Origin of the sequence: Agrobacterium sp. GD03872 (assembly GCF_029840625.1) — a bacterium.
GTDB classification, from domain to species: Bacteria; Pseudomonadota; Alphaproteobacteria; order Rhizobiales; family Rhizobiaceae; genus Agrobacterium; species Agrobacterium fabrum_A.
The window spans coordinates 1-20773 of record NZ_JAOCCY010000021.1 but is presented as its reverse complement, the minus strand read 5'-3'; the positions used below and the strand labels follow the sequence as shown (position 1 = coordinate 20773).

The following is a 20773-nucleotide window of genomic DNA, read 5'->3' as shown; positions in this document are numbered from 1 at the left end:
TTTCTCCCGGCTCAAAGGTTGGAAAGCGCGTTGTTCTCGAAACCGCGCACGGCCTCGGCGGTGGCCGTCCGGCACAGGTCGTCGGCGGCAACCGGAGCGGCCGCAAGGCGGGTGACCGTCACCGGGTTCGGCGCATAGGCCGGGTTGGGATCGAGCGGATGCGGGCAATTGGAAAAACCGACCAGCATGTCCATTTCCGCACGCAGTTCCACATAGTCCCCGCCATTGAGGAGGGCCGGGTTCCAGAAAAACCGGCCTTCGGCATCAACACGCACGGGTGCGAAAAGCGTCAGCGCCGCCGGAATGTCACGGCGGTCGAGGCCGAGCTTCATCGCTAGCTTGATGAAATTATCGCGCGTGTCGCGCAGATGTGCGCCCTCATAACGGGCGTTGCTTTGCGCGTTCGAGCCGCCGACAAGGCAATCATGCGCGCCGGAACTGTCCTCGGTAATCGAAAACATCACACGCCCCATGTCGGAAAAGATGACGCGGCCTTTGGAAAGCCCCGTCGTCCACTGCACCTTGATCGTATCGGGCAGATTGATGCGTTCCGAGGTGTCGGCGGCATTCCAGGCGATGAGCGCAATCGAAGAGAAGCCGTGGCTCAGGCTGATGCGCAGCACCTCTTCCCGGCGCAGCCTGGTCGTCCAGTACCAGCCGCCGGGAATGATTTCGCGGTGGAGGATTTGGGTTTCGTCGAGCGCGGGTTCGGGCAGGAGGCTGAAGCCGGGCAGCGCCTTGGGCGCGAATTCCAGCCCTTTTTTCTGATGATCTTCATAACGGGCGCGGTTGGCGGCGATTTCTTCGGGCGAACGTCTTTGGTGCATAAGGTGCTCCATGGCAGTTGAGTTCGGGTCGTCCCGGTGTCTGCCCTTGTTTGCCGGGTCGTCCCGGCGGGCCGTCGGAAGCAATTCCGGCAGGGGTGTTGGGCCGCCCCTCTATCCGCAACTGCGCAGTCGACATCAGGGCTTGGCCCTGATGCATATCGTTTCAGGCGGCGACGCCGCCGGCCCGGCGCGGCGGCCAGATCGAAATGTCGCGGGTGACCGTTGCGCCATAGCGCAGTTTTTCCTCCGGGCGGTCGCGTGGGCGCTCGAAAGCGATGACGCGGGTGGCAAGCGTGAAGGCCTCGCGCATGTCGTGCGTCACCATCACCACTGTCATCTGCGCTTCGTTCCACAGCCGTTTCATCAGCTGGTGGATTTCGGCGCGAATGCCCGGATCAAGTGCGCCGAAGGGTTCGTCGAGCAGCAGGATTTTCGGCCGCATCAGCAGCATCTGGGCAAGCGCGAGGCGCTGCTGCATGCCGCCGGAAAGCTGGGCAGGATATTTGTCTTCCGACCCTGAAAGGCCGACATCGGCGATCATGGTACGGGCCTCGTCTATCGCGGTCCGGCGGGCGACGCCGAACAGCCTGCCGCTGACGGTTGACGCGGCAAGTTCCTTGCCGATCAGGACGTTACCGAGCACGGTCAGGTGCGGAAACACCGAATATTTCTGAAACACGACGCCGCGGTCCGGTCCCGGTTCGTCGGGCAGCGGTTTGCCGTCGAGAAGGATCGTGCCGCGGCTCGGCCGCTCCTGGCCGAGGATCATGCGCAGGAAGGTTGTCTTGCCGCAGCCGGACGGACCGACAAGCGCGACAAATGCGCGGGATTCGATCTCGAGCGAAACATTCTCGAGCACGATCTGGTCGCCATATTCCTTCCAGACATTGTCGATGGTGAGCGTGCTCATGCCTTGTTCTCCGTTGCCGACCACGGAAAGACGGCAAGGCGCAGCCGGTCCAGCAGCCAGTCGGTCAGCACGGCGATAAGGGTGATCCAGATGACATAGGGAAAAATCACATCCATCGCGAGATAGCGACGAACGAGGAAGATGCGATAACCGAGCCCCGCATCGGACGAAATCGCTTCCGCCGCGATCAGGAAAAGCCAGGCCGGTCCGAGCTGGAGACGCAGACAGGTGATGAGCCGCGGCAGGACCTGCGGCAGCACCACGCGCAGCGCGATCTGCCATGAGTTTGCCCCCAGCGTCTCGGCCTTGATGATCTGCTCGCGCGGCAGTTCGACGGCCCTGAGCGCCAGATCGCGGATCATCACGGGCGCCACACCGATGACGATGAGTGCGATCTTGGAAATTTCGCCAAGGCCGAGCAGGATGAAAAGGATGGGCAAAAGCGCCAGCGGCGGCACCATGGAAATGGCGCCGACGAAGGGCGAAAGCAGCGAGCGGGCATAAGGCAGCATGCCGATCAGCATGCCGACGGCCAATGCTATCGCCGTTGCTATGCCCAGTCCCGAAAACAGGCGGACGAGGCTTGCGGCCGTATCCGTCCATAAAAGAATATCACCTGTTCGAGAATCGGGAATGACCGCCAGCCGGCTGATGGCGTCGGCAAGGCCGGCAAAGCCCGGCAGAAGCTTGTCGTTGGCGTTTTCGGCAAGCCGCGCGGCCGAGCCGACCATGTAAGCGATCAGCACGGCTGCAAAGGGCAGGACGGCAAGTCCAAGGCGGGCGCCGTTCGAAGGACGCAAATTGATCCAGCGCATGGGAAACTCCGGGTGATGGCAGGATGGAAGGCCGCGCCGGGGCGCGGTGCGGCTGGTCCTCAGAGCATTCCCTTGGCTGCTTCGGCCATGTAGTCCGTCGTGAAGCGGAACTTCACGTTGGACGCGTCACCGCGGACGGAACCATCCGGAAAGGCGATGCCGATTGCGTCCGCCGATGAAGCGCCGTTGCCAAGCAGGCCCTTGTCGAACAGGAAGTGCCGCACCCGGTCCATGGTCTTCGGCAGGTCCGGCGAAGCCGTGAAGGTGACGGCGTCGGCCGGCTTGTCGAACAGCTTGGTGGCCGCCATCTGGGCCTCGAAACCGGCAAGATCCGTGCCGGATGCCTTGCCCATCGCCTCGCGCGCGGCCTTGCCTTCCGCACTCTCGGCGGTCATCACCTTCATCGTGTCGTACCAGATGCCCGCAAGCGCCTTGCCGAAATCGGGATTATCCTTCAGCACATCGGTATGGGCGACCATCAGATCGATGATCTCGCCGGGGACCTTGGAACTGTCGAAAACCTTGTTGGCCGAGGAATTCTGGAGAATGGTCGACACCAGCGGGTTCCACGTCACGACAGCGGAAACCTCCGGTGTCTGGTAGGCGGCGACCATGTCCGCGTCGGAGGTGTTGACAACTTTCACATCGCGTTCGGATGAGCCGATGGTTTCGAGCGCCCGTGCAAGCAGATAATGCGACACGGAGAACTCCACGAGATTGATGTCCTGGCCCTTGATCTCGGCAAGGTCTTTTTTGTCCTTGAGGATGACGGCATCGTTTCCATTGGAGAAGTCACCGACGATGACGGCGGTTGTATCGACGCCGCCAGCTGCCGGAATGGAAAGGCCGTCCATGTTGGTCAGCGTCACGGCATCATAGGCGCCCGCCGTATACTGGTTCATCGATTCCACATAATCGTTGAACTGCGTGACCTCGATGTTGATGCCGTATTTATCGGCCCATTTCTTGACGATGCCATGGTCGGCGGCATAGCCCCAGGGCATCCAGCCCACATAGATCGACCAGGCGACCTTGAAATCCTTCTTGGGCGCGGCATCCGCTGCCGAAACGAGCGGGAGCGCAAGAAGGCCCCCCAGCACCGAAACGGAAATGATTGTTCTGAAAGTCTGCATTGGTATTCCCCTTTTGCTTTGTCTTCAAAAAGGGATCGGCATAGACCAACGCCGCCAATCCCTTGGCTAACGAGGTCTCCCGGGCTTTTGTCCCGCCGTGCATCCGTGCGAGATTTCTCCTCGCACAGTGGCTGCTCTCGGACCAGCCATGCAAACCTGCACCGGAACCCTAGCGGCCAACTCAAAATAAACGAAGCAAACCGCGTGCCAGATTGAATATGGGTGCTCTGACGCGCAATTCTGGCGATGGGCGACGGAGCATGCCTAATTTGTGTTCTTGCCGGTGGGCTTCCAAGCGCATTTTTTGGGCGGAGGCTGCTGCGCCTGTCGGGGAACAGGCGTCGCCGGGCGTGAAGGTTATGGCGCTCTATCTCTTTTCGCGAAGAGATAGGCAAAAACCCGGAGATCGCCCGCCGTCGCCAGATATCATGGGGTAAAGTCGCTTCCATCCGGCTCGCAGAAGCAAAGACCGCCGCCCGTCCTGAGCGCGCGCCGACGCGCCCGGAATTATTGCGGAAGGCGGAAATGATCGTCGATGTGACGGCGTTGACGCGTGTCCTTGTGCCAGCCTATGGCCTTCCTGTAACTGCCGAAGAGGTTACCTGCCCGCACGCTGTCCACTGTCAGGCCGTGCACGGCCTCGGCATCCGGATCGACGTAAAGAGCATCCACCGGGCAATAGGCCTCGCACATGAAACATGTCTGGCATGAATCCTGCCGCAGGATGACGGGCGGGCCTTCCGGCATCGCTTCGAAGACATTGGTCGGGCAGACCTGAACGCAGAGATTGCAGTCCGTGCAGGCATCTTTATCCAGAACCTCGATCATTATTCCGCCGCCTCCTTGCAGATGCCGGGATCAACTGTTTCCCGCCGGATGGCGATCGCATCAAGGCCGCTGAGGATGAGCCGGTGATGCTGGGCGGCATCCTGCTTCGGAAAATCGTCGCGCCGGTGCATGCCGCGCGTTTCCGTGCGCGCCAAGGCCGCGCGATACATGAAGCGTGCGGTGGCGACCATTGCCTGCGCCTGGCGCAACGGCAATATCTCGCTGTCATCGGCAGCTGTTGCCGTTGCGACCCTTGTCCACAAATCATCAAGCCGCGCCAGTGCCGCGGAGAGGCCGGAATGGGTGCGGAAATAGTTGATGTCGAGGGGGAAAACCTCGTCCTGTACCGCCTTGATGACGCCTGCGGGATCGGTGGGCTCCCGGTGCGCGGCGGTCTGGACTGTGGCATGCGGAAGAGCGCTTTCCGCCACTCCCGCCTTCTCGCGGGCGAAGGCCGCGGCTGCAGCGCCGGCGAAGGCGCCCGTGGTAATCGCCCAGGCCGCATTGTGGCTGCCGCCGCCAGTGAAACCGCCGCAGATCGGCTCACGTGTGGCGTTGTCACCGGCGGCATAAAGGCCGGTGACAGTCGTTGCGCAGTCGAGCCCGGTCAGCCGCAATCCACCCGTGCCGCGCACCGTGCCCTCAAGCCGCAGCTTCACTTCGAAAAACTCGGTGAAGGGATCAATGCCGCGGCGGTCGAATGGCACGAAGAAATTCGGCTGGGCGCGCCGCAGGATGGCCTTCACCTCGTCGGTTCCGGCAAGGTCGAGCCGGGCATAGACGGGCTGCGAAAGCAGGGTGCGGGCGATGACCGATCGTCCCCGTGCGGAGCCTGCGCCTTCAATCAGGCTATGGTCCCTGCGATAAAACTGCGCGAAACGGTAGAGCGCCGTCTTGGTAACCGACGCGAAGGCCGGCGAAATCGCATAAGCCGACGAGAACTCCATGCCGGAGAGTTCCGCGCCCGCCTCGGCGCCCATCAAATAGCCATCCCCGGTCAGAACATCGCAGCCGAGCGCCTTGCTCATGAAGGCGCAGCCGCCCGTTGCCAGCACCACCGCCCCGGCGGCGATGCGCCACTGCCCGCCCTGCTGCCGTCGCACGCCGGTTGCGCCAACGACGCGTGCGCCTTCTGTCAGCAGCCGGGTCGCGGGGTGGTGATCGAGAATGGTGACGCCGGCATTTTTCACCCGGCGACGCAAAAGCCGCATATATTCCGGCCCCTGAACGGAGATGCGCTGCTGTTCGCCCCTGTCGTCGCGCGGGAAGGGGTAGCCCCAGTCCGCCAGCCGGTTGACGCTTTCGAAAGTCTTGTCGAGGACCGGCACCATCCATGACCGTTCGGAAAGATAACCGCCCATCGCCTCGCGGCTTGCCATGGCGGCGTCCCGCGCGGCCTCATCCGGCGGCACATACCAGATCTGTGTGCCGGCCGAGGCCGTTGCGCCGGAACTGCCGCAGTAGCCCTTGTCAACCAGAACAACCCGCACTCCGACGCCGGCTGCTTCCAGCGCCGCCCAGCAACCGGCCGGACCACCGCCGATGACGAGCACATCGCAGGTGATTTCGGTCGTGGTCGAAGACGTGGAGCGGGCGTCTTGCAAGGGCAGGCTCATGGCAGGCATCCTTTCAGCGAAGAAATCGCATTGCACTTTAAATCTATGTATTGCATAGGTTTTTGAGCTGCTTTTCCGGAGTTTCCCCGATGTCGCTTGCCAGTCTTGCCATGTATGCCAGCCCTTCGCCGGTCAGGGAGGCGACGGCGCTGTTCTGGGCGGCGCTGGGCGAGCGTCTCCGCACGGGTGGTGTAGATGCGCCGGTGGCGCTGGATGATGAGATTCGTTATGACGAGGCGTGGCTCCGGCCCGACTTGCTGTTCGGCCAGACCTGCGGATATCCCTATGTGCGGCATCTGCGTGGCAAGGTACAACTGGTGGCAACCCCCGTTTATGGTCTGCCCGGATGCGACGGCCCGCTCAAATGCAGCTTCATCATTGTCAACGCTGCCTCGCCAGTGCAGTCGATAGAGGAATTGAGGGGCACTCGGGCTGCGATCAACGAACCCGGCAGCAATTCCGGCTACAATCTGTTCCGGGCTTTCGTGGCGCCACATGCGAATGCCGGCCGGTTCTTCTCCTCTGTCTTGGAGACCGGCGGTCATCTGGCGAGTATCGATGCGGTTTCGAAAGGGGAGGCAGATGTCGCTTCCATCGACTGCGTCACCTTCGGCAACACACTGCGCTTTGATCCGCAACGGGTTGCGGGCGTGCGCATTCTTGCCGAAACTGCGAAGGGGCCGGGCCTGCCTTTCATCACTGCCGCTGCGACACCGGAAAGGGAACTCGTGATCTTGCGACGTGCCTTGGCGCAGACCATCGCCGACCCCGCACTTGCCGGTGTCTGCGATACGCTCTCGTTGCGCGGCATCGATCTGCTCGACGATACCGACTACGAAGTGCTGGCCGAGTTTGATCGGGATGCCGCGCGTCATGGTTACCCCGTTATTGCCTGAGGCAATGCTTCTGCTTCCGCCATGAGCGGAAAGTGGCAGGCGACACTGCGGCCTGATGGGCCGGCGGAAACAAGCAGCGGCACCTCGCCTGCGCAGCGTGGGCGCGCCAGCGGACAGCGTTTGTGGAAACGACAGCCGGAGGGCGGGTTGCCCGGGCTTGGCAATTCTCCGGAAAGCACGATGCGCTCACGTCGGCGGCCGGGATCGAGTGTGAGATTGGCCGAGAGCAGTGCCTGTGTGTAGGGATGCGCGGGACTGTGAAACAAGTCGGCCGTCGGCCCGCTCTCGACGATCTGGCCAAGATACATCACGGCGACACGATCGGTAACGCGGCCAACGACGTTGAGATTGTGGGAGATGAGCAGATAGCTGAGCCTTAGCCGATCCCGAAGCACGCGCAGGAGATTGAGCAACTCACCCTGAATGGAAATGTCGAGGCCAGCCGTCGGTTCATCGGCAACGATGATCGAGGGTTCGGCCGCAAGCGCCCGCACAAGCGCCACGCGCCGCGCCTGCCCGCCGCTCAGCTGGTGCGGATAACGGGAAAGAAGCTGTTCGCCGAGGCCGATGCTTTCCGCAAGGGCGGAGATCCGCGCCCAGCTCTCGGCCGAATGCGCTTTGCGTATTTTGAGCGGTTCGGCCAGAAGCGCGCGCACCGTCATGCGCGGAGAAAGCGAGGCGGCGGGGTCCTGAAATAACAACTGGATGCGGCGCTGCAGATCATTGCGGCGCCTGGTCGCTGTGGTATCCAGCGTTTCTCCGGCAACCGAAAGCGTACCGGCGGCAAGCGGCTGAAGCCCGACGATAGCCCGGGCGAGGGAAGATTTTCCGCATCCGCTTTCACCGACAAGACCAAGGGTTTCGCCGGAGAACAGATCCAGTGACACGCCGTCGACGGCGGTCAGCCGGTCATAACGTATCACCGCATTTTTCAGTGAGAGGGCGGGTGCGCTCATCATGCCGCCTCCAGCCAGCAGAAGAAGCTCTGCCCGCTTTTTGCCTGCCGGCGTGGCGGCTTTTCCACACAACGTCCGTGGCGGGAGGGACAGCGCTCAGCGAAGATGCAGCCCTGCGGCCGGTGAGCGGGATCGGGAACGGTACCGGGAATGGTGGCAAGATCCTGCCGGCGGTCGAAGGCGGCGTAGGGGTCGATTTCGCAGTTGAGCAAGGCCCGGGTATAGGGATGGTGAGGGCGATGCAAGACGTCTGTCACCCGGCCGCTTTCCACCACCGTTCCCGCATACATCACGATGACGCTGTCGCAGAGTTCGGCAATCAGCCCCATGCTGTGACTGACGACCAGCATGGAAGCGACAGTCCGTTGCCGCAGCCGATGCAGCATCTCCACCACCTGCGCTTCAACCGTGGCATCGAGCGCGGTCGTCGGTTCGTCGGCAATCAGCAGCTTCGGTTCGACCAGAAGCGCCATGGCGATGACAACGCGCTGTCGCATGCCGCCGGAGAATTCGTGCGGATACTGGTGCATGCGCCGCGCCGCATCCTGCAAGCCCACATCGGCGAGCACCGCTTCCGCCCGCGCCCAGAGCGCGCGCCGGCTTTCCTTTGGGAACCGCCGGCGCTGGATGTCGACGAGCTGTGTGCCAATCGTGAACATGGGGTTGAGCGCGGTCATGGGGTCCTGAAAGACCATGGCTATATCGGTGCCGCGCAGCCTTGTGGTTTCCCCCGATGCCAGATCGGTCTCGCATCCGTCGAAGGCCGCACGGTTTGCCGAAATTTCCGCATTATCGGCAAGCAGGCCGAGCAGCGTGAAGGCGACCGTCGATTTGCCGCTGCCGCTCTCGCCGACGAGGCCGACCGACTGGCCGCGGCCTATGGTGATATCGACGCCGTCGAGAATATGCGCGCTGCGCCCGGCGCCCCTGTAGGACACGTTGAGGTTTTCGATGTGAACGAGGGCGTCTGTCACAGGGTTTTCCTCAGTTTCGGGTCGAGTGTGTCGCGCAGGGCTTCACCGAGAAGCGCAAAACCGAGTGTCGCGAGGATCAGCGCCAGACCGGAAAAGGTGGCGAGCCATACCGACTGGTCGAGATAGGTGTAGCCGTCATTCAGCAGGTTGCCCCAGCTTGCAAGCGGCGGGCGCACGCCAAGGCCGAGGAAGCTCAACCCCGCCTCGATGGTGATGACAACAGGGATATCCATGCATGCCAGCACGAAAATCGGGCCGATGATATTGGGCGTGACGTGATGCATGACAATCCGCCACGTTTCCGCACCGAGGACCCTTTCGGCCTCGATGAAGGGGCTGTTGCGGATCGCAATCGTCTGGGCGCGGGCGACCCGGCCGAAATGCGGAATGAAGACGATGCTGACCAGCAGGACGACATTGCCAAGACCGGGGCCGAAGACGGCGACGAGCGCCAGAGCGAGGATAATGCTTGGAAACGAAGTCACGACATCGAAGACACCGACGATGAAGAGGTCGACGACGCGTGAGGAGAGGGCCGCCGCCACACCAAGTGCGACGCCCGTTGTCAGCGAAATGGCGATGACGGAGAGAGAAATGCCGAGCGCTATCCGCGCGCCATGGACAAGACGGCTTAATATGTCGCGCCCGAGATGATCGGTTCCCAGAAGATGTTGCAGTGACGGGTCCATGAACCGGCTTGCCGGTGCGATCGCGTTCGGGCCATAAGGCGCGATCAGCGGCGCAGCGATTGCCACGAGACAGAGCAGCGTAACGGCAAAGAGCGCAAATGTGCCGCCGGGCCGGCGGGAAAGATCGTGGAGCAGGGTCATTGCCGTTGCCTTCCAGTAACGAGCCGGGCGCGTTCGCGCGGATCGAGCAGGCTTTGGGACAGGTCCGCAATGAGATTGGTCAGAACGTAAAGCAGCACGATGACAAAGACGCCGCCCTGGACCACCGGATAGTTGCGGGTGCGAATGGCGTCATAGATCAGCGAACCGAGACCGGGACGGTTGAAAATGACTTCGGCAAAAACCGCCCCGCCCAGAAGTTCGCCAAACCCCATGCCAAGCACCGCGACGGTGGGCAATATCGCCGGTTTGAGGGCATATTTCACCAGGATTTTTGTCTCGCTGACCCCATAGGCCCGCAGCGTGCGGATCTGGTTTTCACCAAGCACTTCCAGCAGCGAGGCGCGCAGCAGGCGGGCGATATAGCCGATCCAGCCGGCGGCCAGCGCCGCCGTCGGCAGGGCGAGATGCCAGAGCTGGTCGCCGATATCGCCGCTGTTGCCGGCGCCCAGCACCGGAAACCACCGCAGCTTTACCGAAAACATCATGAGGAGGAACACCGAGACGACAAAGCTCGGTGTCGAGATGAAGCCGACGCTGAGGAACGCGATAAGCCGGTCCGTCCTGCCGCCCGGCCAGCGGGCGGAGACAAGCGCAAGCGGCACGCCGAGCGCGACGGCGCAAAGCATGGCGGAAACGGCCAGCGCCGCCGTGTTCGGCAAGGCTGCCGCAACAAGGGTAATGACCGGGCGGCCGTTGAAAACGTCTTCGCCGAGATCGCCGGAAAACAGCCGGCCGAAAAAGGCAAACACCTGCTCGATCAGCGGCCTGTCGAGACCGATGCGGGCGTTGAGCGCCGCCACGGCCTCGGGCGTAGCGCGTGAACCGAGGATCACCGTTGCGGGATCGCCGGGGATCAGCCGTGTGAGCGCCATCAACAAAACAACGGAACCGGCCACGGCGAGAAGCGCCGTAACCAGCTTGAAGGCGAGATGAATGTGCAGGGATGCGCTCCTCATCGCAGCGCATCCCTGTCGGTCATTGGGAAAACGCGCACCGGATCAGGCCGTCGCTTCCGTAAAGGCCGTGTAGAGCCAGTTGTTGCCATTCGGAAGAACGCCGGGCTTCAGCCATCTGCGTGAGGCAAAAGCATTCAGATTATGCGTGATCCAGATGAAGGCGGCGGATTCGTCGAGCAGCTTCTGGGCCTCGATGTAAATCTTTTCGCGCTCGGCGGGATCGACCGTGACGCCGCCCTTTTCATGCAGCGCATCGTAATCGGCGTTTTTCCAGCGCTGCCAGTTCCATTGGCCGACCTGCGCCGAGGTGAACCATTGCGTCTGGAAGCCGGGGTCGAATTTTCCGTTGAATTTCACGAGCGAAAGTTCGAGGTCCCTGCTGGCGTCGTTTTTGCCGAGCGCCCAGTAGGCGGCGGATTCCAGCGCCTCGATCTCGACCTCGATGCCGACTTCGGCGAGGTTGGCCTGAATGATCTGGGCGATGGCCTCATAACGCGCCGTCGCCTCGATGGTGAGCCTGGTCTTGAAACCGTTCGCGTGGCCGGCCTCGGCAAGCAATGCCTGCGCCTTCTCCAGGTCCCGTGTATAAACCGGCGCGTCTTTCCAGTATCCGAGCAGGCTTGGCGCAAGCAGCGAATTGGCGCGCGGATAGATGCCGGAATAGGCGCCCTGCAGGATTGCGTCGATATCCACGGCATACCGGATCGCCTGGCGGACGCGGATATCGTTGAAGGGGGCCTTCTCGATGTTCGGGCCGAACCAGACGTAGTCGATGGCGGGAATTTCCGTCACACTTGCATCCGGCAGGTTCGCGAGCGCCTTGCCGCTTTCGGGGTCGACTGCGGTGAAGTCGATCTCGCCGGACTGGAAGGCGATCTCCGAGGTCTTCTGCTCGCCGATCGGCTTGCCGACGATCTGCTGGAAGTGCGGCTTGATCGGCCCCTTGTAATCGGGGTTGATTTCGAGCGTGAAATGCTCGCGCGGAACCCATTCCTTGAGAACATAGGGGCCGCTGCCGATCAGCTTCGTGGCGATGTCCTTGCCCAGCGCTTCGAACGCCTTTTTCGAAATGATCCGGCCAGACCCGTCGGCGAGCGCGATCGTATAGAGCGCCGGCGCCGGCTGTTTCAGGATGATGCGGCCTTCAAGCGGGCTGGTGATCTCGATGCGATCGAGGGCCGACCAGTCCTTGGCATAAGTAACGGGCTTGCCTTCGGCGTCGGGTTTGAGGAAACGCTCGAAGGAGAATTTCACGTCTTCGGCGGTCAGTTCGCCATAACCGTCGGTGAAGGTGAGGCCGCTGCGCAGCTTGAAACGGATTTCGGTGTCGCTCACCTGTTCCAGCTCTTCGGCGGCATCGAGTTCCCATTCCGTCGAGCCCGGTCTGAAGGAGATCAGGCCCTGCTGCACCGACCAGAGGACGTTGAGATCGATGGGGCCCGAACGATTGGCCGGATCGAGATTTGAAAGGTCCTTCTCGACGCGGACGACGATCCTTGAGCGGTCGGCATTGGCAAAAGCGGGATAAGCGCCGCCAAGGGCGACGAGACCTGCAATGGACGCGCCGCCGACGAGCACCTGCCGGCGTGTGGTGTTGAATGTCAAGAAATTGCCCTCCGTTATGAAGCGCCGTCCGCATGAGACGGGCAGCACTCATCAATTCGATGGAGGGATTAGAGCCAATAGCCTACAAATTTTATAGAATAAATATTTTCTGTAGAACTCCATTACAAAACCATTTTTCCCTTTTTGCCGTCTCTGCTGCAAAGCCGTACGGCGCGGCCGCCGGCGGCCGGTCTTATAGTTGTGCGCGAACCCATCTCAGCCGGAACCTGCTCCATGTCCCGTCTTCCCTCGCCCGATATTTTTTCCTCGTCCACCAACGCTCTCGCAATAGCCCGCATCGAATGGCAGACGGTAGCCCTTGCCCTCGTCATTTACGGCGGCTTCCTGGCGGTGACCTGGTTTTGGCAATCTCTGCCTGTTGTTGTCGTGATCGCCATTGGCGGGTGGCTGATTGCCTGGCATGGATCGCTCCAGCATGAGGTCATTCATGGGCACCCCACCCGCTATCGCACCGTCAACGATGCGATCGGCTGGCCGCCTTTGTCCCTGTGGTTGCCCTACGCCATTTACCGGGAAGGGCATCTCACCCACCACCGCGACGAACATCTGACCGATCCGATCGAAGATCCGGAATCCTCCTATTTCACCCAGGCGGCCTGGGAAAAAATGGGGTCGATCGGCCGGTATCTGGCGCTCTGGAACACCACCCTGCTGGGGCGGCTGACGCTTGGCCCTCTGGTCATGATCGTTAATTTCCTGGCGCAGGAGGCGTCTCTGATCTTTAAGGGCGACAGGATAAGGGCGGCGCTTTGGGCGCGGCATGCGGTAGGTGTCGCGAGCGTTCTGATCTGGGTGGTGGGGATTTGCGGAATGCCGCTCTGGCTTTATCTCTTCGGTTTCGTTTATGTCGGCGCGGCGCTGAGCAGGCTCAGATCCTATGCGGAGCACCGTTATGCCGATCATCAGGATGAGCGCACCGCGATCGTCGAGAACAGCCCGCTATTCGGGCTGCTGTTTCTCTACAACAATCTGCATGTGCTGCATCACAAATTGCCGGCCGCCCCCTGGTACAGCATCCCAGTTCTCTACCGCCGCCATCGAAACACGCTTGTGACGATCAATGGCGGTCTGGTCTATAACGGCTATCTCGATGTCGCCCGTCGCTTCTTCCTGAAACCCCACGACGATCCCCGTCATCCTCGCCATCTCGACGTATCGCCTGTCGAGGCCGCGGCGACGTTGCGAGAACCGTAGAACGGACTGGAGTGATGCCGTTTCCGATAGTCTTCGTCAACCTTGCCCGCCATCCGAGAACCGGCTGGGGTCGAACCGGGGGCTGTCGTCAAGAGGGCAAGCAGCAAGGTGAGGATGTCGCTTACGTAAGCATGTTTGCGGTTGGCCGCCTGTCGCCATCGTCGATGCTTTCGACCGTATCGGCGGTGACGATGGTTGTCTTGTGCAGCCGGATCAATGTATTCAGGGTCAGGATTTCTCTTACAGCTCGGATACATGGAAACGTCGCTTTATCTGCCGGTCAAAGGCTTCCTTGAGAACGCAGGTTACACAGTCAAAGGCGAAGTAGGCGGTTGCGATCTTGTCGGCCTGAGTGATTGCGATCCTTCCGTGGTTGTCATCTGCGAGCTGAAGCTGAGCTTCAATCTGGAACTCATTCTGCAGGCTGTCGATCGCGCAACGGTCGCAGACGAGGTCTGGATCGCAGCCCGGGTCTCCGCCAGAGGCAGGGGCCGCGAGGCTGACAAACGTTACCGCGACCTCTGCCGCAGGCTTGGTATCGGCATGCTCGGCATTTCCGATGCCGGCGATGTCAGCATTATCGTCAATTCCATATCGCCGATGCCGCGTACCAATCCGAAACGGCGTTCGCGCCTGATGCGCGAGCATCAGAGGCGGCGCGGTGATCCGGTTATGGGCGGAAGCACACGCGTACCGATCATGACCGCCTACCGCCAACGGGCGCTGGGCTGCGCTTTGGCGCTTGCATCGGGTCCAATGCGTGTTCGGGACGTCAGATCCGCTGTGCCGGATGCCGGGAAGATTCTGCTTGCGAACGTCTACGGTTGGTTTGAGCGTCTCGACAGAGGAGTTTATGGCCTGACCGCCGCAGGACAGGAAGCCCTGAAGCAATGGCCGCAGCAGGACATGCCAGCGACGGCGGCCACTGTTTCAGGTTAATCCGCGTTCCGCCGGGACGGCCCCAGGCTGGCAGCTGGTTTTCGGATGAATGCCCGGGGGAAGGGCGGGAAGACGGCTAACGTCACCCCTCATCGAACCGGAAGGCTGCAAACCCTCTCACCTGTGTCGGGATCATCCATACGCCGCCCGAGAAGGGAGCCCGTTCAAGCCGGTCGGCGGACATGTTATGGCGGTGCGAGGTGACGAAAAGAGTGCCGAAATCGGGCCCGCCGAAGCAGGGCATTGTCGGGTGCGGCACGGGCATCCTTGCCACGCCGGTCTGTTTGCCGCCATCTTCCCCGAAGATGTTCAGCACGCCGGCGGATACGCCCGCGCTGTAATAGGTGCCGCCGCTGTCGAGACAGCCGCCATCGGGCCTGCCCGTCTCTTCCGTCATCTGCGCCACCAGCACACCTTCGTCGAACAGGCCGTTCACCCTGTCGAAATTGCGCCTGCGTATCCATTTCTGAACGGAATCGCTCTGCCACATGGCGGAACCGTCCGGGGAGAAGGCGAGCCCGTTCGGGCATGTCAGTCCGGTCTGCATGCGCTCGGCGCTCTTTCCGGTGATCCGCCAAAGCTCGCCGTGAGGTTCCATGTCCGCAAGCGGCACATTGTGCATGGTTCCTACCCAGAAGGCGCCATCGGGGCCGACACGCCCGTCATTTAACCGGCAGGGGACGCCATCCGGTGCAGGAATGGAATGGAGGAGACGCGTCTTGCCGCTCTCCGGATCGAGGATGACGATGTCCATGCCGCAGGCGACGACGAGATCGCCGTTCTGGCAGAGCCCGAGGCTCGACACCGTGTGAGGGAATGGCCATTCGCGATAGAGGCCGGGCTTAAGCGCTGCCGACCGCACCGTCTTGCCGAGGATGTCGCACCAGAAAAGCACCTGCCGCCGCTCGTCCCAAACAGGGGATTCCGCAAGTGTGCTCATCGTATCGCACAGAAGTGTCGCCTGCGACATGGCAAGCGCTTGTTCGGGATTTGCCGTATTCATGATGCTTGAACCGTAAAAATGATGCCGCAGAATTATTCGAAATAGTCCTGATGGTTCTCGAAAACCTGGGAAAGAATGCCGAGGACGCGCCTCAAGTGCTTGCGCAGCTCTTCGGCGGCCCGGGCCTCGTCCCCGGTCCTGATGGCGTCATAGACCGCCTCATGTTCCGTGAGCAGCCGCGCCATATGCGCCTCGTCGGTGATGGCGAGCGCGCGCAGGCGATCCAGCCCCGCCTTTTCGCGGATCAACAGCGTTTCCAGCCTCTCGAGCCCGGTCGCGGCGGCAAGCGCGCTGTGGAACTGGTCGTCATGCACGCGGAAGGCCTTTCTGTCTCCGCTGCGCATGGCCGCGCGCTGACCGTTGAGGGCGTGTTCGATTTCCTGTTCGGCTTCCGCCGTCAGGCCGATCTGGCATAGCCGGCTGACCGCCGCCACCTCCAATGCCTCGCGGATGAATTGGGCGCTGCGAATGTTCTTTTCGGATAGTCTTGAAACATAGGTGCCGCGGCTTGGCAGGGTGACGATCAGGCCGTCGTCCCGCAGGCGGCTCAGCGCTTCCCGCACCGGCGTGCGGCTGGAATTGAAGGAGTGTCCTATCTCGTTTTCGGAAACCGCCTGGCCGGGGAAAAGCTCCCGCGAGAGGATGGCCGATTTCAGCGCGGAATAGATCTGGTCCACCACCGGACGGTTGAGGTCCAGTCGCTCCATCGTCGGCACGGTGCCGCCTGTTACGGGAATTTTCGGCATATACCCTCCAGCGTTTTCATAACCGGTATACCGGAACACAAGTCTGTTGACAACCGGCATACCGGTATGCAAATGATTGCGCATGGGAAGGAGGCTCCCGAAATGCAAAATATCAAGACCTGCGTCATCGTTGGCGCCGGAATGGTGGCGAAGACGCATGTGCTCGCTTGTGCGGCAAGCCCTGAGAAAATTCGGCTGAAGGGTTTGGTCGATGGCGGTTCCGGCCGCGCCAGGGCGCTGGCCGCCGAAGCGTCGAAACATGCCGGATATGAGGTCGCCGTTTATTCCTCGGTCGAGGATGCCACGCGCGATGCGGATGTTGATTTCGCCATCATTGCGACGCCGCCGAATGCCCGCATCGATATCGTCGGACAGCTCGCAAAGGCGGGCAAGCACATTCTGATGGAAAAACCCGTCGCCCGGAACACGCAGGAGGCGGAAGGCCTTGTCGCCCTCTGTCGTGACGCGGGCGTCACGCTCGGCATCATCTTCCAGCATCGCATGCGGGCGGCATCGCAGAAGGCTCGCGAACTCGTGGACGGCGGGACGCTTGGGGCGCTCGGTCTCTGCGAAATTTCCGTGCCGTGGTGGCGCGCGCAATCCTATTATGACGAACCTGGCCGCGGCACCCTGGCGCGCGATGGCGGCGGCGTTCTGATCTCCCAGGCCATACACACCATCGACCTGGCGCTGAGCTTTGCCGGTCCGGTCTCGCGGGTTCAGGCCATGGCGGCGACGACGCGTTTTCACCGCATGGAAACCGAAGATTATGTCGCGGCCGGCCTGCGCTTCAAGAATGGCGCCGTCGGCTCGCTGGTGGCAAGTACCGCAAGTTTCCCCGGTGCTGCGGAATCGATTGTCCTGCATTTCGACAATGCCAGCCTGCGGCTCGCCTCGGGCCTCCTGCATGTCGACTGGCGCGATGGCCGGCAGGAGACCTTTGGTGGCGCGGCGTCCGGCACGGGCGGCGGCGCCGACCCCATGGCTTTCACGCATGAATGGCATCAGGGTGTCTTCGAAGATTTCGCAGACGCCATCTCCTCAGGGCGCGCCCCGGTCGTCACCGGTGAAGCGGCCCTTTTGTCTCACAGATTGATCGACGCGATCATCAACTCGGCCGGCACCGGCAAGGAAGTGGAACTGCAGGATGACTAAAGCAATCAAGTTCGTCGCTCTCGGCATAGAGCACCGGCACATTTTCGGCATGGCCCAGAACATGCTGGATGCCGGCGCGGAATTCGCCGGCTGGTGGACCGAAGGCGAACCCGACGTGGTGGAAGGCTTCGTCAAGCGCTTCCCGGATGTGCCGCGCGCGGCCTCCAAGGAAGCGCTGCTCGCAGACGGCAGCATCGATCTCGTGCTGATCGCCGACATTCCCGCCAAGCGGGCCGATCTTGCCATCGCCGCCATGGAAGCCGGCAAGGACGTCATGTCCGACAAGCCCGGCTGCACCACCTTCGAACAGCTCGACCGCCTTCGCCAGACGGTGGCAAAGACCAAGCGCATCTGGACCGTCGATTTCTCCGAGCGCTTTGAAGTTCCGAGCGTGACCAAGGCGGCTGAACTCGTCGCCCAAGGCGCCATCGGCCGCGTCATTCAGACCGTCGGCCTCGGCCCGCATCGCCTGAACCGCCAGATCCGCCCGAAGTGGTTCTTCGAACGCGAAGCTTATGGCGGCATTCTCACCGATATCGCCAGCCACCAGATCGATCAGTTCGTGTTCTTCACCGGTTCGACCGAAGTGGAGATCGTGGCCGCCACCGTTGCCAACTATGCCAACCCCAAAGATCCGGGCCTGCAGGATTTCGGTGAAGTCGTGCTGCGTGGCGACAAGGGCCACGGCTATATCCGCGTCGACTGGTACACGCCCGATGCGCTGCCGACCTGGGGTGACGGCCGCCTGACGATCCTCGGCACCGAGGGCTACATCGAGCTGCGCAAATATGTCGATGTCGGCAATACGGAAGGCACCGACCGCCTCATTCTCGTGAATGGCGACCGCTGCGAATATATCGATGCTTCCGGTGCAGGCCTGCCCTATTTCGGCCGCCTGTGCGACGACATCCGCAACCGCACGGAAACGGCGATGACGCAGGAACACGTCTTCAAGGTCTGCGACCTCTCGCTTCAGGCACAGGCAAAGGCCGAGGGAGCCGCGAAATGATTGGTGTTGCCATCATCGGCGCCGGTATCGGCGCCCAGCATTTGAGCGGTTATCGGGCACTGCCCAAGCGTTTCGTCGTCAAGGCGATCTGCGATCTCGATCTGGAGCGCGCCCGCTCCGTGGCGGGCGATGACACGTCGATCCGCCTGACGACCGATCTCGACGAGGTTCTGGCGGATGAGAGCATCCAGCTCATCGACGTCTGCCTGCCGCCGCACCTGCATTTCCCTGTCACGCTGAAGGCGCATGCGTCGGGCAAGGATGTGGTCTGCGAAAAGCCGCTGGTTCGCTCGCTTGAAGAGGCCAACGCGCTGATCGATTCCGTCAAGAAGACTGGCCGCGGCGTATTTCCCGTCTTCCAGTACCGTTTCGGACATGCGATGCGACAACTTCGTGCGCTGATCGATGCCGGCCTTGCGGGCAAGGCCTTCGTCGCAAGCTCGGAAGTTCACTGGAACCGTGGCGCCAGCTATTACGACATTCCCTGGCGCGGTACGTGGAAGGGGGAGTGCGGCGGCGCGATTCTCGGCCACGCGATCCACGCCCATGATCTTCTCTGCCACGTCCTCGGTCCGGTCGATGAAGTGTTCGCCATGGCCGATACGCGCGTCAACACGATCGAAACCGAAGACTGCGCCGCAATCAGCTTCCGCATGAAAAGCGGTGCGCTGGCGACGAGCTCGGTGACGCTCGGTGCGGCTGAAGATACGTCCCGCCTGCGCTTCTGCTTTGAAGGCTTCACCGCCGAGAGCGGCACGCTGCCCTATCGCCCGGCCGAAGACACCTGGCGTTTCATCGCCCGTGCACCGACCACGCAGGACCAGATCGACGCCGTTCTGGCGACGGTGGCCGACGGCGAAAACGGCTTTGCCGGTTTTGTCGAAGCCATTGCCGACGCCATGGAAGGACGCGGCGGCAAGGAAGTGACCGTCAATGACGGCTTGCAGTCCATCGAGCTCGTCACCGCCATCTATCGCTCGGTCAGGGAAGGAAAGCCGGTCCGTCTCTCCAACGCCGCCGAAGGCGAATGGATCAAGGGCTGGGCGCCGCGCACATCCGCCAACGCATAATCATCTAAAGGGAGGAAACCAGATGACCAGAAAATACAGCATGGCATTGGCGCTCGCCTTGGGCGCGGCGTCTTTTGCCGGCGCCGCCCAGGCGGCGCAGGAAGTACGCTTCACCTGCGCCTATGACGGCAATGGCTGCGAAATCCTCAAGGACATTCTCGCGCGTTACGAAAAGCAGCATCCGGACGTGAAGATCGTCACCGATGTCGTGCCTTATAAGGCGCTGCTGGAAGGCCTGCCCGTGCAGCTTGCCGGCGGCAGCGGCCCGGATTTCGCAACCGTGACCGATCTTGGCGGCCTCAACCGCTATTATCTCGATCTCACGCCCTATGTGGACGCGAAATATTGGGAAGACAATTTCTCGAACGTGCTGAAATGGTACCGCAGCGGCCCTGACGACAAGGGCATTTACGGCATGCATACCCAACTCACCATCACCGGCGCCTTCATCAACCGCACCTTGTTCGATCAGGCCAATGTGGCGGTACCCGGCAAGGATGCGACGCTGGACGACTGGGCGAAGGCTGCCAATACCGTCGCCAAGGCAACCGGCACGCCGTATCCGATGGCCATCGACCGTTCCGGCCACCGTATTGCCGGCCCGGCCATTTCCTACGGCGCGAAGATTTTCGACGCCGATGGCAAGCCCATTCTCGTCGATGAAGGTTTCACGACCTTCGTGAAGAAATTCGTCGAATGGAACAAGGACGGCACCATGGCGCGCGACGTCTGGGCCGGTCAGGGCGGCAATACCTATCGCGACGCCGCGCAGGAATTCATCAACGGCCAGCTGGTCTATTATTATTCCGGCAGCTGGCAGACCGCGCGCTTCGACAGCCAGGTCGGCGATGCGTTCGACTGGGAAGTGGTGCCGCAGCCCTGCGGCGGCGCTGCCTGCACCGGCATGCCTGGTGGCACCGGCGTTGTCGGCTTCAAGCAGACCAAGAACCCGAAGATCGTTGCCGATATCCTGAACTTCCTCGCCCAGGACGAGAATTATCTCGACTTCACGGTGCGCACCCGCAACGTTCCGGCCCACAAGGCCGTGGCTGACAAGGGTGTGACCTATACCGGCGCGACGCCGGCGACGCAGAAGGCCATGGACGCCTGGCTGGCCCAGATCCCGGGCATCAGCCCGATTGCCTACACCTATCAGGGTTACAAGAACAATCGCGCCATGTTCAACATCTCCGTCCAGCGCATCACGCAGGCCATCGTCGGTGAAAGCACCGTCGATGAGGCCATGGCCCGTGCGAAGACGGACCTCGA

At 61.9% G+C, this 20773-nt stretch carries 20 protein-coding genes and 1 riboswitch; of the genes, 7 read left to right on the top strand and 13 right to left on the bottom strand.

Translation table 11 applies throughout. The features are described 5' to 3' along the window. Window positions 1–11: 11 nt before the first annotated feature. The 6 genes from N5D22_RS24660 to N5D22_RS24635 form a co-directional block, all read right to left on the bottom strand. Entirely contained in the window at window positions 12–827 is an 816-nt protein-coding gene (locus N5D22_RS24660) for an urea amidolyase associated protein UAAP1 (protein WP_279658666.1), read from the bottom strand. 163 nt (window positions 828–990) lie between these two features. Then, window positions 991–1737 carry an ABC transporter ATP-binding protein gene (locus N5D22_RS24655; protein WP_279658667.1) on the bottom strand — a complete coding sequence of 249 codons (747 nt, stop codon included), beginning with the start codon at window positions 1735–1737 and terminating at the stop codon, window positions 991–993. Further along, complete coding sequence (locus tag N5D22_RS24650; protein ID WP_279658668.1) at window positions 1734–2552, bottom strand: ABC transporter permease; 819 nt, start codon at window positions 2550–2552, stop codon at window positions 1734–1736. The genes N5D22_RS24655 and N5D22_RS24650 overlap by 4 nt, the downstream gene beginning before the upstream one ends. A gap of 59 nt (window positions 2553–2611) precedes the next feature. Beyond that, entirely contained in the window at window positions 2612–3685 is a 1074-nt protein-coding gene (locus tag N5D22_RS24645; RefSeq protein WP_279658669.1) for a putative urea ABC transporter substrate-binding protein, read from the bottom strand. 74 nt (window positions 3686–3759) lie between these two features. Further along, a riboswitch (guanidine-I (ykkC/yxkD leader) is annotated at window positions 3760–3869 on the bottom strand. A 323-nt stretch (window positions 3870–4192) separates the two neighbouring features. Beyond that, complete coding sequence (locus tag N5D22_RS24640; RefSeq protein WP_279658670.1) at window positions 4193–4513, bottom strand: ferredoxin family protein; 321 nt, start codon at window positions 4511–4513, stop codon at window positions 4193–4195. Further along, the gene (locus N5D22_RS24635) at window positions 4513–6129 is read right to left on the bottom strand and encodes an FAD-binding protein (protein ID WP_279658671.1); all 1617 of its coding nucleotides are present in this window, start codon (window positions 6127–6129) and stop codon (window positions 4513–4515) included. The genes N5D22_RS24640 and N5D22_RS24635 overlap by 1 nt, the downstream gene beginning before the upstream one ends. 89 nt (window positions 6130–6218) lie before the next feature. Between N5D22_RS24635 and N5D22_RS24630 the strand changes: the two genes are divergently transcribed. Then, entirely contained in the window at window positions 6219–7025 is an 807-nt protein-coding gene (locus N5D22_RS24630; RefSeq protein WP_279658672.1) for a PhnD/SsuA/transferrin family substrate-binding protein, read from the top strand. Here the strand turns inward: N5D22_RS24630 and N5D22_RS24625 are convergent. The 5 genes from N5D22_RS24625 to N5D22_RS24605 are packed head-to-tail and all read right to left on the bottom strand — an operon-like array spanning window position 7007 to window position 12367. Further along, the gene (locus N5D22_RS24625; protein ID WP_279659054.1) at window positions 7007–7984 is read right to left on the bottom strand and encodes an oligopeptide/dipeptide ABC transporter ATP-binding protein; all 978 of its coding nucleotides are present in this window, start codon (window positions 7982–7984) and stop codon (window positions 7007–7009) included. The genes N5D22_RS24630 and N5D22_RS24625 overlap by 19 nt on opposite strands. After that, window positions 7981–8955 (bottom strand): ABC transporter ATP-binding protein, encoded by a 975-nt coding sequence (locus N5D22_RS24620; protein WP_279658674.1) that lies wholly within the window; start codon window positions 8953–8955, stop codon window positions 7981–7983. The genes N5D22_RS24625 and N5D22_RS24620 overlap by 4 nt, the downstream gene beginning before the upstream one ends. After that, on the bottom strand, window positions 8952–9785 hold the full coding sequence (locus N5D22_RS24615; RefSeq protein ID WP_279658675.1) for an ABC transporter permease: 834 nt from the start codon (window positions 9783–9785) through the stop codon (window positions 8952–8954). The genes N5D22_RS24620 and N5D22_RS24615 overlap by 4 nt, the downstream gene beginning before the upstream one ends. Further along, window positions 9782–10762: an ABC transporter permease gene (locus N5D22_RS24610; RefSeq protein ID WP_279658676.1), complete on the bottom strand. Its 981-nt coding sequence runs from the start codon at window positions 10760–10762 to the stop codon at window positions 9782–9784. Before N5D22_RS24610 ends, N5D22_RS24615 begins: the two co-directional genes overlap by 4 nt. Window positions 10763–10804: 42 nt before the next feature. Then, a complete protein-coding gene (locus N5D22_RS24605) occupies window positions 10805–12367 on the bottom strand; it encodes an ABC transporter substrate-binding protein (protein ID WP_279658677.1) in 1563 nt (520 codons plus the stop codon). A 234-nt stretch (window positions 12368–12601) separates the two neighbouring features. Between N5D22_RS24605 and N5D22_RS24600 the strand changes: the two genes are divergently transcribed. Together N5D22_RS24600 and N5D22_RS24595 are read left to right on the top strand one after the other, a co-directional pair. Beyond that, window positions 12602–13582 (top strand): fatty acid desaturase, encoded by a 981-nt coding sequence (locus N5D22_RS24600; protein WP_279658678.1) that lies wholly within the window; start codon window positions 12602–12604, stop codon window positions 13580–13582. Window positions 13583–13837: 255 nt separating this feature from the next. Next, the gene (locus N5D22_RS24595; RefSeq protein ID WP_279658679.1) at window positions 13838–14521 is read left to right on the top strand and encodes a DUF2161 domain-containing phosphodiesterase; all 684 of its coding nucleotides are present in this window, start codon (window positions 13838–13840) and stop codon (window positions 14519–14521) included. Window positions 14522–14603: 82 nt separating this feature from the next. On the opposite strand, the gene N5D22_RS24590 is transcribed toward N5D22_RS24595, so the two are convergent. Then, window positions 14604–15524: an SMP-30/gluconolactonase/LRE family protein gene (locus N5D22_RS24590; protein ID WP_279658680.1), complete on the bottom strand. Its 921-nt coding sequence runs from the start codon at window positions 15522–15524 to the stop codon at window positions 14604–14606. Between the two features lie 32 nt (window positions 15525–15556). Continuing rightward, the gene (locus N5D22_RS24585; RefSeq protein ID WP_279658681.1) at window positions 15557–16270 is read right to left on the bottom strand and encodes a GntR family transcriptional regulator; all 714 of its coding nucleotides are present in this window, start codon (window positions 16268–16270) and stop codon (window positions 15557–15559) included. A gap of 102 nt (window positions 16271–16372) precedes the next feature. Between N5D22_RS24585 and N5D22_RS24580 the strand changes: the two genes are divergently transcribed. The 4 genes from N5D22_RS24580 to N5D22_RS24565 form a co-directional block, all read left to right on the top strand. Further along, on the top strand, window positions 16373–17425 hold the full coding sequence (locus tag N5D22_RS24580; protein WP_279658682.1) for a Gfo/Idh/MocA family oxidoreductase: 1053 nt from the start codon (window positions 16373–16375) through the stop codon (window positions 17423–17425). Continuing rightward, on the top strand, window positions 17418–18434 hold the full coding sequence (locus N5D22_RS24575) for a Gfo/Idh/MocA family oxidoreductase (RefSeq protein WP_279658683.1): 1017 nt from the start codon (window positions 17418–17420) through the stop codon (window positions 18432–18434). The genes N5D22_RS24580 and N5D22_RS24575 overlap by 8 nt, the downstream gene beginning before the upstream one ends. Beyond that, window positions 18431–19504: a Gfo/Idh/MocA family oxidoreductase gene (locus tag N5D22_RS24570; protein WP_279658684.1), complete on the top strand. Its 1074-nt coding sequence runs from the start codon at window positions 18431–18433 to the stop codon at window positions 19502–19504. Before N5D22_RS24575 ends, N5D22_RS24570 begins: the two co-directional genes overlap by 4 nt. 22 nt (window positions 19505–19526) lie before the next feature. After that, a partial coding sequence (locus N5D22_RS24565) for an ABC transporter substrate-binding protein (RefSeq protein WP_279702807.1) occupies window positions 19527–20773 on the top strand: 1247 nt, incomplete at its 3' end.